This window comes from Azospirillum fermentarium (assembly GCF_025961205.1).
Classification (GTDB): Bacteria; Pseudomonadota; Alphaproteobacteria; order Azospirillales; family Azospirillaceae; genus Azospirillum; species Azospirillum fermentarium.
Genome location: NZ_JAOQNH010000001.1, coordinates 1,817,710 through 1,833,950, shown reverse-complemented (window position 1 = coordinate 1,833,950; position 16,241 = coordinate 1,817,710). Strand labels below are relative to the sequence as shown.

At 68.7% G+C, this 16,241-nt stretch carries 14 protein-coding genes; 6 read left to right on the top strand and 8 right to left on the bottom strand.

Annotated features, from left to right (window positions below; all coding sequences use genetic code 11):
* Positions 1-635: 635 nt before the first annotated feature.
* Positions 636-1,241 carry a polyhydroxyalkanoate synthesis repressor PhaR gene (gene phaR / locus M2352_RS08790; RefSeq protein WP_264664119.1) on the top strand — a complete coding sequence of 202 codons (606 nt, stop codon included), beginning with the start codon at positions 636-638 and terminating at the stop codon, positions 1,239-1,241.
* A 36-nt stretch (positions 1,242-1,277) separates the two neighbouring features.
* Here the strand turns inward: phaR and M2352_RS08785 are convergent, their stop codons facing one another.
* Positions 1,278-2,435 (bottom strand): glutathionylspermidine synthase family protein, encoded by a 1,158-nt coding sequence (locus M2352_RS08785; protein WP_264664118.1) that lies wholly within the window; start codon positions 2,433-2,435, stop codon positions 1,278-1,280.
* A gap of 213 nt (positions 2,436-2,648) precedes the next feature.
* Here M2352_RS08785 and M2352_RS08780 point away from each other — a divergent pair, with 213 nt between their 5' ends.
* Both M2352_RS08780 and M2352_RS08775 read left to right on the top strand, forming a co-directional pair.
* The gene (locus tag M2352_RS08780) at positions 2,649-6,581 is read left to right on the top strand and encodes a response regulator (RefSeq protein WP_264664117.1); all 3,933 of its coding nucleotides are present in this window, start codon (positions 2,649-2,651) and stop codon (positions 6,579-6,581) included.
* A 180-nt stretch (positions 6,582-6,761) separates the two neighbouring features.
* Entirely contained in the window at positions 6,762-8,423 is a 1,662-nt protein-coding gene (locus M2352_RS08775; RefSeq protein WP_264664116.1) for a GGDEF domain-containing protein, read from the top strand.
* 16 nt (positions 8,424-8,439) lie between these two features.
* Here the strand turns inward: M2352_RS08775 and M2352_RS08770 are convergent, their stop codons facing one another.
* Positions 8,440-8,832 carry a response regulator gene (locus M2352_RS08770; RefSeq protein ID WP_264664115.1) on the bottom strand — a complete coding sequence of 131 codons (393 nt, stop codon included), beginning with the start codon at positions 8,830-8,832 and terminating at the stop codon, positions 8,440-8,442.
* 140 nt (positions 8,833-8,972) lie between these two features.
* Here M2352_RS08770 and M2352_RS08765 point away from each other — a divergent pair, with 140 nt between their 5' ends.
* Entirely contained in the window at positions 8,973-9,584 is a 612-nt protein-coding gene (locus tag M2352_RS08765) for a hypothetical protein (RefSeq protein ID WP_264664114.1), read from the top strand.
* Between the two features lie 4 nt (positions 9,585-9,588).
* Here the strand turns inward: M2352_RS08765 and M2352_RS08760 are convergent, their stop codons facing one another.
* From M2352_RS08760 to M2352_RS08735, 6 genes are all read right to left on the bottom strand, one after another.
* On the bottom strand, positions 9,589-9,981 hold the full coding sequence (locus M2352_RS08760) for a YbaN family protein (protein WP_264664113.1): 393 nt from the start codon (positions 9,979-9,981) through the stop codon (positions 9,589-9,591).
* Positions 9,982-10,234: 253 nt separating this feature from the next.
* A complete protein-coding gene (locus M2352_RS08755; protein ID WP_264664112.1) occupies positions 10,235-11,164 on the bottom strand; it encodes an electron transfer flavoprotein subunit alpha/FixB family protein in 930 nt (309 codons plus the stop codon).
* Positions 11,165-11,181: 17 nt separating this feature from the next.
* Positions 11,182-11,931 (bottom strand): electron transfer flavoprotein subunit beta/FixA family protein, encoded by a 750-nt coding sequence (locus tag M2352_RS08750; RefSeq protein ID WP_264664111.1) that lies wholly within the window; start codon positions 11,929-11,931, stop codon positions 11,182-11,184.
* 40 nt (positions 11,932-11,971) lie between these two features.
* Positions 11,972-12,499 carry a thioesterase family protein gene (locus M2352_RS08745; protein WP_264664110.1) on the bottom strand — a complete coding sequence of 176 codons (528 nt, stop codon included), beginning with the start codon at positions 12,497-12,499 and terminating at the stop codon, positions 11,972-11,974.
* 94 nt (positions 12,500-12,593) lie between these two features.
* Complete coding sequence (locus M2352_RS08740; RefSeq protein WP_264664109.1) at positions 12,594-12,989, bottom strand: MerR family transcriptional regulator; 396 nt, start codon at positions 12,987-12,989, stop codon at positions 12,594-12,596.
* A gap of 160 nt (positions 12,990-13,149) precedes the next feature.
* A complete protein-coding gene (locus M2352_RS08735; protein ID WP_264664108.1) occupies positions 13,150-14,913 on the bottom strand; it encodes a long-chain-fatty-acid--CoA ligase in 1,764 nt (587 codons plus the stop codon).
* Positions 14,914-15,064: 151 nt separating this feature from the next.
* Here M2352_RS08735 and M2352_RS08730 point away from each other — a divergent pair, with 151 nt between their 5' ends.
* Positions 15,065-15,367: an SCP2 sterol-binding domain-containing protein gene (locus tag M2352_RS08730; protein ID WP_264664107.1), complete on the top strand. Its 303-nt coding sequence runs from the start codon at positions 15,065-15,067 to the stop codon at positions 15,365-15,367.
* Positions 15,368-15,443: 76 nt separating this feature from the next.
* A complete protein-coding gene (locus M2352_RS08725; protein WP_264664106.1) occupies positions 15,444-16,109 on the top strand; it encodes a DUF6134 family protein in 666 nt (221 codons plus the stop codon).
* The last annotated feature ends 132 nt before the right edge of the window (positions 16,110-16,241 follow it).

Genomic DNA, 16,241 nt, shown 5'->3' with positions numbered 1-16,241 from the left:
CGCCACCCCCGTCAGGTGCAGGCCGAGCGGGCGCGGCCCCTGCCGGCGGGGCCGGCTTGCGGGTGCGGGGCCGCCGGGGTTTTGCGGGTTCGGGCCTGGTCCTGGCTGGTTCGGCTGACTCATGACCACTCCACGGGGCCCCGGCCTGCGCCGGGGCGGTCCATGCAAATCCAGAAGGGGCAAATCCAGAAGGGGCATACCCCGAAGAGGCGAAGCCCTGGGGCGCGAAGCCCGGCATCCCGGCAAAGGGGGCCAGGGCCCCGTTCTGCGCCACCATCTGGAACAGGCGGGCCAGCGCGTCGGCGGTGCCGGGGTCGGCGGCGACGGTGGCCCATTGCTCCTGCCACAGGTCGAGATAGCGGCGCGCCAGAACATCCAGCGACGGCACCTCGTCGGGTGCGGCGTCCTTGGGATCGGGGGGGGCGGAATCGGTCGGCTCGGGCATGAGCGGAGTATAATGTGAGAAACGCCGTCTTGACCAGCGGCGCACGCGGGTGCGGCACGGTGTCCGCCCCGCCCCGCGGCCCGGGCCTGCGGCGAACTGCCCTTTTGTACCGCACAAAGCTTGCGATGTGGGAAAGGGTGGCTTAGTTCTTATGATATGTGTCGCCCCTCTCCACCAGGAAGATCCCGCGATGGCCGATAAGGACGATAAGAACACCGCGCCCATCACTATCAAGAAGTACGCCAACCGGCGTCTCTACAACACGGCGACCAGCAGCTATGTGACGCTGGATCACCTTTGCCAGATGGTGAAGGACGGGTTGGATTTTGTGGTGTACGACGCCAAGAGCGGCGAAGACATCACCCGTTCCGTCCTCACCCAGATTATTGTGGAAGAGGAAAGCAAGGGGCAAAACCTCCTGCCCATCAGCTTCCTGCGCCAGTTGATCGGCTTTTACGGCGACAACATGCAATGGATGGTTCCGCGGTATCTGGAATACAGCATGCAAAGCTTCTCGCGCAATCAAGAGCAGATGCGCGATTATTTCCAGAATACGCTGGGCGGCATGTTCCCGTTCGGTCGTTTCGAAGAAATGGGCAAGCAGAACCTTGCCATGTTCGAACGGACCATGCGGATGTTCTCGCCCTTCGGCGCCGAACGCGAGGAAGACGGCCAGCCCATCCCGCCCCGTCCCGCCGGCCCCGGCCAATCGCTGGACGAGCTGCAGAAGCGCCTGGACGATCTGCAGCGCCAGATCGCATCCATCTCCCAGCCGGACAAGACCGGCTCGAAGTAGGGACGCCCCCTCTCCCCCACGCCGGGGAGAGGGCTTTCACCCCTTGAGGATATGAGGCACGACGCGGGACTCCGGCCCCAGGCGGGGGTCGTTGGATTCGCGGATGCTCATGCCCATGCACTTCTCCCCCACGATCCAGGCATCGACCACGGCGTATCCCTTGTCGTGCTCGAACAGCGGGGGCATGTCCATCCACACCTCCGGTCCGGCCACCGGTTCGCCCGGTGCGCTGTCGGTCACCACCTGCCCATGAACCAGGATGCGGGTGCGGGCGTGGTCCAGGCCGAAGAAGCCGCGGGCCAGAAGCACGTCGCACCCCGACAGCGCCGCCGGATCGGCGGCGGCCCGGCACAGGTTGGGGTGGCGCGGGTGGATCTGCCACAAGAGCGGCAGCAGGCCGTGGTTGGACATCAGCCAGCGCCACGCCGGCTCCACCACCCCCATCGCCCCCAGGCGCAGCGAGCGGGCATAGGCATCCTCGGCCATGGCGCTCCAGGGATAGAGCTTGACCAGCCGGGAAATCACCGCCCGCTCGTGGTCGCGGAACCGGCTGCCGTCCCAGCGGATGTCCTGCAGCGCCAACAGGGTGGTGGACAGCCCCGCCTCGGCCGCGGTGGCGGAGAGATAATACAGCTCCCCTTCGCGCGCCGGGTCGGGGGTCAGGCAGGTCAGGTGCAGCGGACGCCCGTCGTTGATCTCCTCCCACCGCTCCACCAGCGCCACGTGCAGCCCGTTGAACTGGTCATAGCGCGGCCCCTGCAGCTCCAGCCAGTTGCGCTGGATGATCGCGGCGATGAACAGCCCGTCGGGAACGTCGTAATTGCACGACAGCAGCTTCAGCGAATCCCGCCCGTCATAGGCGAAGGTCAGCCGCCCCACCAGCCCCCCGGCCCGGTCGTTGACCACCCCGCCGCGCCAGTATTCGTGCCATGTGGTTTCCGTCAGCCGGGCGATGTCCCCCTGCACCCCCAGCCGGGGCAGCAGCCGTTCCTCCATCACGTGGCGCACGGCGCCGCGCACCATGACATGCACCTCGTCCGCCACGCTTTCGATCAGGTCGATCTGATGGGGGGAGAAGTCGTAGCGGATCTCCTCGCTCCACCGTTCCCCCGCCGGTGACGCCGCGGCGCCGAAGGAATATTTGCGGAGTCCGGGACGCCAGTCGGCCCGTGGGATGATGGTGGTGCGGCGCATGATCGCTTTGGGGGTGCCCGAAGGGGAGAGGGGAACGGAGGAAAGCCGGACAATGCCACAAACCCCGGCGGGGGATACAAGGGCAACCCGCAGGCCGCGCGTCGATTCTCCGCGCCGCCGTGCCATGAAACCACTACCCCTGCCGCGCAGAGCGGCTTAAAGGATGGTTCCGCATGCACGCGCAAGGGATCGGGCAAGGGGAGAACCACAGGCGTGACCGACGACCGCGGCCATACGGCGCCGCCCCCGGTGCGGGGGATCGGCCTGCGTGTCCGGCTGCTGCTGCTGGTGCTGCTGGTCCTGGCCCCCATGGCGGTGCTGGTCCTGGCGCAAATCGCCGAGCAGCGCACGCAGGCGGTGGAAGCCGCCTTCGGCAATGCCCGCGACATGGCCCATACCCTGGCCCTCCAGCACGAAGAGCTGGTGCGCGATGCCGTGCGGCTGACCACGGCGGCGGCCAGCCGCATCGGCGACCCCGCCGATCCCGAATGCCTGAACCGCATCGACGACGTGGCGCTGGGGCGCCCGTGGATCAGCGTGATCTTCACCGCCCTGCCCGACGGCACCGTCACCTGTTTCGTCAACAAGCGCCGCCGCGCCGTGGGCAGCATCGGCGACCGCGAGTATCTGGCCGAGGTGCTGACCCAGCGCCGCCCCATGGTCAGCAGCTTCACCATCGGGCGCTTCACCGACAAGCCGGTGGTGGTGGCCGCCGCCCCCATCCTGGACGCGGGGCTGGCCCGCGGCGTGGTGGTGGCGGGGATCGACATCGCGTGGTTCGGCGCCAGCGCCTCCCGCATGGCCCGCGGCCACGGCGCCGCCGTCATCCTACTGGACCAGCAGGGCAACCTGCTGTTCCACCACCCCGACGGCACCCTGCCCTCCGACCGGCCCCCGGTGCCCATGCCCCTGGCCGCGGCCATGCTGGGGGGCAACGAAGGCACCATCGACACCACCGGCGTGGACGGGGTGCGCCGCCTGTTCGCCTATGTTCCGCTGGAGGAGACCGGCGGGGCGCTGGCGGTGGGCATCCCCCAGGCCGCGGCCATGGAACTCAGCGATACCCAGATGGAACGGGCCATCGCCCTGCTGGCGCTGGTGACGGCGGTCACCTTCGTTCTGGGCTGGGTGGGGGTGGAATGGTCGGTGCTGCGCGGGCTGCGGCAGGTGCGCGCCGCGGTGGACCGGCTGGCGCGCGGCGATTGGAACGCGCGGGTGCCTCAGCCGGAAACCGGGGCCGGGGAATTCCGCCGGCTGGCCCATGCCGTCAACACCATGGCCGCCAGCCTGCGCCACGCCAACGCCGAACTGGCGGAGCGGGAGGCCCGGTTCCGCACCATCGCCGAGATCTCCATCGACTGGTACTGGGAAAGCGACCGCGACCACCGCTTCACCCTGCTGTCCATCGGCGTGGACAAGATGGGCAAGGCCCCGTCCGCCGTGCAGGGCAAGCGGCGCTGGGACATGGCCGACGACATCGACGACGAGCGCAAATGGCGCCGCCACCGCGCCGACCTGGACGCCCACCGCCCGTTCCGCGACTTCACCTACGCCTCCCTGACCGAATCCGGGGAGCGGCGGTTCATCTCCGTCTCCGGCCAGCCGGTCATCGGCACCGACGGGACGTTCCAGGGCTACCGCGGCGTCGCCCGCGACGTCACCGCCGCCCTGGCCGCCGAACGGGCCGTGCGCGACAGCGAGGCGCGGCTGCGGGTCATCACCGACAATTCCCTGGACGTCATCGCCCTGCACTCCGCGGCGACCGTGTTCCAGTACGTCTCCCCCTCCGCCCAAGCGGTGCTGGGGTACGAGCCGGCGGCGCTGGTGGGAACGGTGCTGCTCGATCTGGCCCACCCCGACGACGCCGGGCGCCTGCGCACCGCCCACCGCCGGCTGCTGGCGGCGGGGGAATGCGATCCCGTCACCTTCCGCTGCCGCCGGGCCGACGGGGAATGGAGCTGGCTGGAAATGGCCGCGACCCTGGTATGCCCGCCCGACGGGTGGCCGCAGATCGTGTCCACCTGCCGCGACGTGAACGAGCGCATCCGCTACGAATCCGCCCTGCGCGCCGCCCACGACAGCCTGGAGCAGCAGGCGGCCCAGATGGCCGCCCTGGCCGAGGATCTGGACCGCGCCCGCGAGGAGGCGGAGGTCGCCAACACCGCCAAGTCGGAATTCCTGGCCAACATGAGCCACGAGATCCGCACGCCCATGAACGGCGTGATCGGCATGACCTCCCTCCTCCTCGACACCACCCTGACCGAGGAGCAGCACCAGTACGCCGACGCCATCCGCGAAAGCGCGGAAGCGCTGCTGACCAACATCAACGACATCCTCGACATCTCCAAGCTGGAGGCCGGGCGGATCGAGCTGGAGGCCATCGACTTCACCCTGGAGGACGTGGTGGACGGCGCCGTCGCCATCCTGGCGCCCAAGGCGCGGGAAAAGAACCTGGACATCGGCGCGCTGGTGGCTCCGGCGGCCCGCGGGCGGTTCCATGGCGACCCCACCCGGCTGCGGCAGGTGCTGATCAACCTGATCGGCAACGCGGTGAAATTCACCGAAACCGGCCATGTGGCGGTGGAGGTCACCGCCGACGCCCCCCCCGGCGATACGCCCGTCACGGTGCAGGTGGAGGTGCGTGACACCGGTATCGGCATGGAGGCGGGACAGGCGGCCCGCCTGTTCCAGAAATTCACCCAGGCCGACAGCTCGATCACCCGGCGGTTCGGCGGTACCGGGCTGGGGCTGGCCATTTGCCGCGAACTGGTGACGCTGATGAACGGCGCCATCGGCGTCACCAGCGCGCCGGGGCGGGGAAGCTGTTTCCGCTTCACCGTGGTTCTGCCCCGCGCCGCCGGGCCGGCGGCGGCCCCCGCCGACACGCTGCCGCCGGCCTTTGCCGGGCGGACGGCCCTGGTGGTGGCCGGGCTGGACCTCAACCGCCGGATCCTGCGCGACGGGCTGGAGGCGCTGGGTCTGTGCGTGGTCACCGCGTCGTCGGCGGTGGAGGCGCTGGGCCTGCTGGACCCCGGCCGGCACGCGGCCCCGGTTCTGGCCGTGATCGATCAGCGTCTGCCCGACATGCCGGGACCGCTGCTGGCCTCCGCCATCCGCCGGATGCCGGATCTGGACGGCACGCGGCTGATGCTCAGCACCGTGTCCGCCGGGCTGTCGGCGGATGGCGGATGGTGGGACGGTGGCCCGCCCCTGTTCGACGGCGTGGTGACCCGTCCGGTGCGCCGCGCCGTTCTCGACGATGCCGTCCGCCGGACGCTGGGAATCGTGACCGCCGCCCCGCTGCCGCCCGTCCATGCGGTGGCGCAGCCGGGGCTGGGCAAGCGCGTGCTGCTGGTGGACGACAACCACATCAACCAGCGGGTGGCGCAACTGATGCTGAAGCGCGAGGGGTACGATGTGACCGTGGCCGGGGATGGGCCGCAGGCCATCGACCTGGCCCGCAACGGCGGCTTCGATCTGGTGCTGATGGACGTGCAGATGCCGGTGATGGACGGGCTGGAGGCCACCCACCACATCCGCGCCCTGTGCCACCCCTGCCCGCCCATCATCGCCATGACCGCCAACGCCATGCACGGCATGCGCGAGGAGTACCTGACCAAGGGCATGGACGATTACATCTCCAAGCCCTTCGTCCGCACCGATTTCCTGGCCACCGTCGCCCGCTGGACCGGGCCCGGGGCCGGCACGGGGGATGGGGCGCCTGCCGCCGCGCCCGTCCCGGCCGAACCGTCCCATGGCGGCGAACCCCTGGTGGACAGCCATGTCCTGGGTGTGCTGCGGGGCATGACCGAACCCGCCGATTTCGCGGCCCTGGTCCAGGGCTTCATCGAACAGGGCGCCCAGCGCCTGGAACGGGTCGCGGCCTGTGCCGCCGCCGGCGACATGGCCGGGCTGAAACGGGAAGCGCACGACCTGCTGTCGTCCGCCGGCAACATGGGGCTGCCGCGGCTCCAGCATCTGGCGGTGCGGCTGAACGCGGCCCTGGACGCCGGTGACGGAGCCACCGCCGCCGGCATCGCCCGAACCATTGCCGTCGTGGGGCCGGAAAGCCTGGCCCTGCTCCGCCGGATTTATTCGGAGGAGGATGGAGGCGGGGAGCGGCAGGATTATGTCCCGTCACAATAATTTAATTTCTTTTATGATTTTCGCCTGCGGCGTGATCCGGCGGAGAGAAAAATTTAACCCCGGCAGGCTATTGATTCCTGATCTGCCGCACGCTGATGACCGTGCGGGATGTGCTATCGTGGTTGAAAGGGGCCTCCGGGACCGTCCCGCCCGCAACAAAACGAAGGCGACTGGGTGGATATGCCAAGCGGAACACCGGTTTCGTATGAACAGGACTTTGCCGAGCTGACCCAGCTTTACCGTGACACGCTGCTGACCAAGGCCGGGCGCATCGCTGACCTGTGGCAACGGGTGCAGACCGGCACCCCGAACACGCGCGAGGCGGTGGCCGATCTGCTGTTGCTGACCCACACCCTGGCCGGATCGGCGGAAACCTTCGGCTATGGCGAGGTGTCGCGGCTGGCCGGCTCCGCGGAACGGCTGCTGCGCACCTGCGTGATGGCGGAAACCGCGGCGATGCCCGCCATGACCACCCAGGCGCTGACGACCCTGTTTTCCGACCTGCAGCGGGCCGCGGGCGGTGAACGCGAAACGGCCACCGCCGAACCCTGCCGCCCCGCATCCCCCGCCATCGACGCGGGCGGGCGCGGGCGGGACAGCGTGATCTTCCTGATCGATGCCGATGACGGGATGTGCCGCTGGCTGGGCGAGCGGGTGGAGCCGTTCGGCTATCACCTGCACAGCTTCGCGTCGGTGGAATCGGCGCTGGCCGCCCCCCTGCGCCCGGACGTGGTGCTGCTGGACCTTGCGCTGCACGATTCCGGGCGGTGGGCGGATGCCGCCCATTGCTTCGGCGCCCGCGCGTCGGTGGTGTTCATGACCCCGCGGGCGGATTTCCAGGCGCGGCTGGCGGCGGTGCGGGCCGGCTGTGCCGGGTATCTGGTCAAACCGGTGGACGCGCTGGATCTGGTCTATGTGCTGGACGACCTGACCGGGCGGCAGGACGCCGATCCCTACCGCATCCTGATCGTGGACGACGACGAGGCGCTGCCCGACGCCTTCGCCCTGGCGCTGCGCGAAGCGGGGATGGAGGCGGCGGTGCTGCGCGAACCCGCCCGGATCCTGGACACCATGGCCGAGGTGATGCCCGATCTGGTGCTGCTGGACATGTACATGCCCGGCTGCAACGGCATGGAACTGGCGCAGGTGCTGCGGCAGCACCGCCGGTTCCTCGGCACCCCCATCGTGTTCCTGTCGCGGGAGGGAGACCGGGATCTGCAGCTTGCCGCCATGCGCCCCGGCGTGGACGATTTCCTGACCAAACCGATCCGGTCGGATCATCTGGCCGAAGCGGTGCTGCTGCGGGCGGAGCGGGGCCGCACCCTGCGTGCCGCCATGCAGACCGACAGCCTGACCGGCCTGCTGAACCACGCCCATTTCAAGGAGCGGCTGGCGACGGAGATCGCCCGCAGCCGCCGCAACGGCACCTCCCTGGCGGTGGCGCTGCTGGACATCGACCATTTCAAGCGGGTCAACGACACCTATGGCCACATGGCCGGCGACCGGGTGATCCGCACCCTGTCGCGCCTGCTGTCCCACCGGCTGCGGCGCTCGGACATCATCGGGCGCTATGGCGGGGAGGAATTCGCGGTCGCCCTGCCCGACACCAACGAACACGATGCCCACCGGGTGATCGACACTCTGCGCGACGCCTTTGCCAAGCTGGAGTTCAACACCGCCGGCCTGACCTTTTCCATGACCTTCAGCGCAGGCATCGCGGGGGACGATGGGGAATCCGGGGTGTCGGCGCTGCTCAGCTACGCCGATTCCGCGCTCTACGCCGCCAAGCGCATCGGGCGCAACCGGGTGACGCGGGCCTCCTCCCTCGATCCGGGGATGTAGGGACCGCTCTCGGGGCTCAACCCCCGCCGCCCTGCCACAGGGCGCGCACCCGTGTCAGGAACGTGGCGGGGCTGAAGGGCTTGGCGATGACACCGGCGGCACCAAGGGCGCGGTAGCGCGCCGCGTCCTCCGTGGTGGCACCCGCGGTGACGAAGACCACCGGCACACCCCGCAGATCCGCTTCGGCGCGCAGGCTTTCCAGCACCTCCAGCCCCGAACGTCCCGGCAGGTTCATATCGAGCAGGATCATGTCGGGACCGAAGGCACGGGCCTGCGCCACCACCTGTCCGGGGTCGCAGCCATCCTCCACCACCAGCCCGCCCATTTTTTCCAGCAACAGGCGCACCAGCGCCCGCAGCATGGGGTCGTCGTCCACGTAAAGGACGCGCTTGAGATCGGCGTTGGTCATGGTGCGGCACCGTTGTGGTTGATGGGCGGGCGCCGGGATCGGGCGGCAACGGTTTTCCCTTCATTCTTATCTTAAACCACACCTCTCATCTCACGAAAGAAAAGAACGATCTTCACCCTGTGGGAACGGTGATGGACCTGATGCGTTCCTGTCTTTGCAACGACGGCCCCAGCCGGGCCGGGTATGAGGGATGGAGCGTCATGCTGTTCGATTTCGAACCGTCCGGTGTGAACGACACCTATCTGCGGCTCAGCCGCCGGGATGTGTCCTGCATCCTGGTGCCGTGCGACTGCTGGAACGGGCTGTTGCGGCTGAACTACCTGACGGCCGGCGGCGGAACCGGCAACGACCCGTACATCATCTTCCGTGCGCTGGATGTGGGATGGGACGACGGACGCTTCTTCTGGAAGGGAAAGGCGCACCCGGTGTCGGCCTCCGGTTCCATGGCGGTGGTGTTCGCCGAACGCGGCCTGATCGCCGAACGGGAATCCGAAGCGCTGCTGTTCGGCATCGTGTCGGCGGGCGGCAGCGACACCCGCGACGAAACCCTGCTGCTGCGCGCCCTGATGGGGGGGGCCACGGTCACCCCCATCTATGACGACACCCCTCTGCGCGACGGGCCCCGGCGGGCGGTGACGGGCTTTGCCATCCGCACGCTGTCGGAGTCCGCCGTCTATACCGTGGAGTGCCGCAACGGCCTGCCGGTGCTGAACGACCGGGTGCGCGGCGCCCTTCAGCGCCAGATCGGATAGGCCCCTATTCCGCCGGAACCCGGTCGGGGGGGCTGGGCCGGGTGACCACGTAAACCGCCACGCAGGCCATGCACAGGCCCGAGGCGGCAAGCGCCACCGGATTGCCCGACACCAGCAGAACCACCAGCCAGCTTACGGTCATGCCGATGACCGCCGCCACCTTGCCCCGGCGGGGAATCGCCCGGTGATTGCGCCAATCGGTCAGGAACGGGCCGAAACGGGGGTGGGTGTGCAGCCAGCGGTCCAGCGCCGGGCTGGCCTTGGCAAAGGCCCAGGCGGCGGCCAGCAGGAACGGCGTGGTCGGCAGCACCGGCAGCACGGCCCCGGCCACCGCCAGCATCACCATCACCCACCCGACCGCCAGATAGAGCCCCCGCATCGGCCAAGGCAAAGACACCCGGTCAACAGGCCCTTTCCCCTCGGGGAGACGGGGAACGGAATGGGCGCGTTCATCCTCATCCATGGGGCGTACCGTCCTCCGCGTCTCGGCCACATCCGTCAAAAATATGGGATGATCCACCGCGGTGGGGAGCAAAAAAATCGCCGGACACGGTGCGTGTCCGGCGCATGAGGTACGGCCTGCCGCCGTCGGTGGACGGCAGACCGTGGGGGACGGAAGCAAGAGGACGACAAACCGGTGACGGGCGGGGTTACAGCGCCTCCGCCAAGTCCGGCACCGCCTTGAAGAGGTCGGCGACGAGACCGTAATCGGCCACCTGGAAGATGGGCGCTTCCTCGTCCTTGTTGATCGCGACGATGACCTTGCTGTCCTTCATGCCGGCGAGGTGCTGGATGGCACCGGAGATGCCGACGGCGATGTACAGCTCGGGCGCCACGATCTTGCCGGTTTGTCCGACCTGGTAATCGTTGGGCACGAAGCCGGCGTCCACCGCGGCGCGGGAGGCGCCGACGGCGGCGCCGAGCTTGTCGGCCAGGGCTTCGAGGAGCTTGAAATTGTCGCCCGACTGCATGCCGCGCCCGCCGGACACGACGATGCGGGCCTGGGTCAGTTCGGGGCGTTCGGACTTGGTGAGTTCCTGGCCGACGAAGCGGGCGGTGGCCGCGGCCCCGGGCGAGGCCACGTCCTCGACCGCCGCCGAACCGCCCTCGGCGGCCACGGGGTCGAAGGCGGTGGTGCGCACGATGATCACCTTCACCGCGTCCGCCGAGCGCACGGTGGCAATGGCGTTGCCGGCGTAGACCGGGCGCTCGAAGGTATCGTCCGACACCACCGCGGTGATGTCCGACACCGCCGCCACGTCCAGCAGGGCCGCCACGCGGGGGAGCAGGTTCTTGCCCGCCGAGGTCGCCGGGGCCAGGATGTGGCCATAGCCGGAGGCCAGAGCCACCACCAGCGGGGCCACCGCTTCGGGCAGCTGGTGGGCGAGGTCGGCGGAGTCCGCCTTCAGCACCTTGGCGACGCCGGCCACCGTGGCGGCGGCGGCCGCCGCCGGGCCGACGCCCTGGCCGGCCACCAGCACATGGATGTCGCCACCGATCTTGGCGGCGGCGGACACCGCGTTCAGCGTCGCCGGCTTCAGCGAGGCGCCGTCGTGTTCCGCAACAACGAGAATGGTCATGGTCCGATCACCTCAAATCACAGAACGCGGGCGTCGTTCTTCAGCTTGTCCACCAGGGCGGCCACGTCGGCCACCTTCACCCCGGCCTTGCGCTTGGGCGGCTCGGCCACCTTCAGCGTCGTCAGCCGCGGCGCCACATCGACGCCGAGCGCGTCGGGCGTGACGGTTTCCAGCGGCTTCTTCTTCGCCTTCATGATGTTGGGAAGGCTGGCGTAGCGCGGCTCGTTCAGGCGCAGGTCGGCGGTCACCACCGCCGGCAGCGTCAGGTTCACCGTCTCCAGACCGCCGTCGATCTCCCGGACCACGGTGACCGCACCGTCCGCCACCGTCACCTTCGACGCGAACGTCCCCTGCGGCCAGCCCAGCAGCGCGGCCAGCATCTGGCCCGTCTGGTTGCAATCGTCGTCGATCGCCTGCTTGCCCAGAACCACCAGCGCCGGACCTTCCCGGTCCACCAGCGCCTTCAGCACCTTCGCCACGGCCAGCGGCTGGGTCTCCGCATCGGTCTGCACCAGAACCGCGCGGTCCGCACCCATGGCCAGCGCCGTGCGCAGCGTTTCCTGGGCCTGGGCCGGGCCGACCGACACCGCGATCACCTCGGTGGCCGTGCCGGCTTCCTTCAGGCGAACCGCCTCTTCGACGGCGATTTCGTCGAAGGGGTTCATCGACATCTTCACGTTGGCCGTTTCAACGCCCGACCCGTCCGCCTTCACGCGGACCTTGACGTTGTAATCGACCACGCGCTTCACGGGAACGAGGATCTTCATGACCGTTCCATCCTCCCTAACCTTTTGATTTGTGTGTTGTTTATGCAGCCGCCCGTTCCACGGGCAGTGTCTGCGGGCGCCACGCCGCCACATGGTCGGGCACCGGCGGCGAGGTGGCCGGCGCCCCCAGCGCCCCCAGCACGTCGGCGGGCGGGATCACCTTGCCGCGGGCGAGGAAGACACCCTGCATCACCGCCACCGCGGCGGTTTCCGCGCCGCTTTCGATGCGGTGCTCGATGTAGAACCACCGCTCGTCCCAGCACAGCACCCGGCTGACCACATCGAACCGCTGGAAGGGACGCAGGGGCCGGCGGAACCGGATGGTGGACGCCCCCAGCACCGTCTGCCAGCGGTTGCGCAGCATGGCCCGGCCCAGACCGCTGCGGATCAGCATGTCCAGCCGCCCCAGATCCATCATGCTGAGGTAGCGGGCGTTGGTCATATGGATGTTGAGGTCGAGGTCGGTGGGAAGAACGCGCAACGGCACGCGCGATTCGTCCATCACCCCCAGCCGCCGCCCCAACAGGGCGGCCAGCATGACCCACAGAACCCGGAAGAGAAGATTCATCGCCGTCCATGTCCCTCGTCGTTCCGCCCGCAGACGGGCCACCGGCGGACAGGGCGGAAGCGTGGACGGCGATGGCCGGCAAACCCGTAGCGGTTCAGCCCGCGTCCACCACGATGCCCTTTTCCTGCAAGGTGGTCTTGACCTGTTCCTCGATGCCCTGGAGTTCACCCACGGTGGCCTCCAGATCCTGGCGCTGCTGGTGCAGCACGGCCAGACGCTTGCGCACCCGCCCCAGCAGCAGCTTCATCTGACCCGTGTTGTCGCGGTCCACGTTGTAGAGATCCAGATACTCCTTGATCTCCGACAGCGAGAACCCCAGCCGCTTGCCGCGCAGAATCAGCTTCAGCCGCGCCCGGTCGCGCTTGTTGTAGACCCGGTTGTTGCCGACCCGGTTCGGTGTCAGCAGGCCCTTGGCCTCGTAAAAACGCAACGCGCGCGGCGTGATGTCCAACTCTTCGGCAAGCTGATTGACCGTATACAGATCGTCCATAAGCCCCCAGGCCCCTTAGGAAAGCATCGCCACAGCCGCCATTCCGCCGCAACGTCTCCCCCTTTGACCGTTGCGTTAACAGAATACCCCTGCGGAACAGCCCTTCGTACCACGAAGATGGCGCGGCGACTAGGCATCCTAAACAGTCGATCAGTCAGTGTTACTGATTATTCGTCAACGAACCTCCTACCGGCGCGCCCTTCGCCCGCACCGCCTGCGCCAGCGCCTCGGCGATCAACTCCTTCTTCGACAGCTTGCCGACCGCGGTCTTGGGCAGTTCGTCACGGAACTCGATCTCGGTCGGCATCTCGATCTTGGACAGCCGGTCCGACAGGAAGGTGCGCAAGCCGTCGGGCGTCAGGCTCGACCCCGGCTTGACCTGCACGAACGCCTTGGGCGTCTGGCCGCGGTATTCGTGGGGCAGGCCGATGGCGCACACCGCCACCACGTCGGGGTGCTGGTAGATGGCCTCCTCGATCACGCGGGGATAGACGTTGTAGCCGCCGCAGATGATCAGATCCTTCAACCGGTCCAGCAGGAAGATGTACCCGTCGTCGTCCATGATGCCGACGTCGCCGGTGTGCAGGAACCCGTCCTGGATGGTGGCGGCGGTGTCGTCGGGGCGTTTCCAGTAGCCGGCCATGACGTGGGGGCCGGCGATGACCACCTCCCCCTTCTCGCCCTTGGCGGCCAGGCGGGAGGGATCGTCGAGCGAGCGGATCTCCACCGTCACCCCCGGCAGCGGCAGGCCGATGGACCCGGCCTTGTTCTCCCCCTTCAGCGGGTTGGCGGTGGACACGGGCGAGGTTTCGGTCAGGCCGTAGCCTTCGACCAGGATGCAGCCGGTGGCCGCCTCGAACGCGTGCTTCAGCTCCACCGGCAGCGGTGCGCCGCCGGAAATGCAGAAACGGATGGAGCGCAGGGAATAGCGCCCCACGTCGGGCGCGCTCAGCAGCGCCTTGAACATGGTGGGCACGCCGGGCACCAGCGTCGGCTGGCGCTTGTGGATGGTCTGGAGCACCTGCGCCGTGTCGAACCGCGGCAGCAGGATCAGCTCGCACCCCACCTCCAGCGCCAGATTCATGGCGATGGTCATGGCGAAGACGTGGAAGAACGGCAGCACCGCCAGCATCCGTTCCTGCCCCTCGCGCACGCCGGGGAACCAGGCGCGCACCTGCGCCACGTTGGCGGTCAGGTTGGCGTGGGTCAGCATGGCGCCCTTGGGCACGCCGGTGGTGCCGCCGGTGTATTGCAGCACGGCGATGGTGCTCTGCGGGTCCACCGCCGGGGCGGTCATCACCCCGTCGTTGGCAATCAGCGCCTCGAACGACAGGAACCGCGTGTCGCCCGCCGGCGGCTGGGCGATGTCGGCGCGCTTGAACAGGCGGAACAGCGGGCGCTTGAGCGCCGGCAGGGCTGCGGCCAGCGAGCACACCACCACCGTGCGCAGCCGGGTGCGCTCCAGCACCGTCACCATCTTGGGCAGCACGAGCTGCAAGTCGATGGTGACCATGATGTCGGTTTCGGAATCGGTGATCTGGTGCTCAAGCTCCCGCTCCACATAGAGGGGGTTGTAATTGACCACCGTGCCGCCGGCCTTCAGCACCGCAAAGAAGCAGATGACCGAATAGGGGGTGTTGGGCAGGCACAGGCCCACCTTGACCCCCGGCCCCACGCCCAGCGCGCGGAAGCCCTTGGCCGCCCGGTCCACCTGCCGGCCAAGCTCGGCGTAGCTGGTGCGGGCGCCGAGAAATTCCAGGCACGGGCGTGGCCCGAACCGTGCCACCGCCTCGGCGAACAGCGCGTTCAGCGACCGCGGGCGGATGTCCAGATTCCAGTCGATGCCCTCCGGGTACGCCGCCAGCCAGGGCCGCGGCGTGTCGGGCGATGACGGCAGGCATGATGCGGGCGTGGGCATCGTCATGGCGTCTCCTCCACAGGGACCGGGGCCGGTTTGGGGCGCGGCCGCTTTTGCGCAGCCTTCGCATCCGACCCATTCGTTATGCCGTTGACGTAAACGTAATGCAGACCTATTGTCAAGCCGTCATCGTCACAAATCTTTCGGAGCAAGGACCATGGTGGATGAGCTGTTTCAGGCGCTGAGCGGGCGTGCCCCCCAGTTCCGCAGCCTGAACGCGCGGGTGAAATTCGTGCTGGGCGGCCCCGGCGACACCATTCTGGTGGACGCCCGCAACACCCCGGTCACGGTGGAACGCGCGGACGGCGACGCCGATTGCGCCATCCGCCTGACGCCGGAAAACCTGAAACGCCTGATGAACGGCAAGATGGACCCGGTGCTGGCGTTCACGCTGGGCAAGCTGAAGGTGGATGGGTCCAAGGGGCTGGCGATGAAGCTGGCCTCGCTGCTGGAGGACTGACGGCGCCCCGGCCCCGCTGGACGGGCCACAACACCGCATAAGAACTCACCATCGAGACCAAGGGAGGAACGCCGCCATGAACGGACGGCGCATGACGGCGCGCGGCCAACGCGCGCTGATGGGTGGGCTTTTGCTGGGGCTGGCGCTGGCCGCCCCGGCGGCAGCGTCGGCGGCGGATGCCCGCACCGACCGTTACACCATCCTGAAGGACGGCGACCCCATCGGCACCGAGGACATCCGGTTCGAGCCGCAGGGCGACACGCTGAAGGTGTCGGTCACCACCACCACGCGGGTGAAGGTGCTGTTCGTCAATTTCCGCTACGACCACAAGCGCGACGAGGTGTGGCGCGGCGGCACGCTGGAATCGGTGACCGCCACCACCGACGACGACGGCACCCCCCACACGCTGGCGCTGGCGCGGGGCAAGGACGGCGGCTACACCCTGACCGTGGACGGCAAGACCAGCGCCCTGCCCGCCACCACCCTGCCGCTCACCTTGTGGACGCGCGAGGTGCTGAAACGCCCGGTGCTGCTGAGCGTCATCGACGGCCACCCCTATCAGGTGCGCAGCGATTCCGTGGGCAGCGAGACGGTGACCACCGCCGGCGGACAGGCCATCCCCACCCAGCACCACCGCATCGGCGGCGAGGTGGAGCGCGACCTGTGGTTCGCCGCCGACGGCCGGCTGGTCAAGACCCAGTTCAAGCGCAGCGGCTACGATATCGTCTATCTGCTGAAGTAAGGGCGTCCCCCGCCCTCTCCCGCCCACCCCGGGAGAGGGCCTATGAACCGGACGCCGTGCCCTGGGCGTGCATGATAGGGGGTTGCCGGCCCGGACGCTCCGGGGCACTGTCAGCGGTGTCCCGCCTCCACC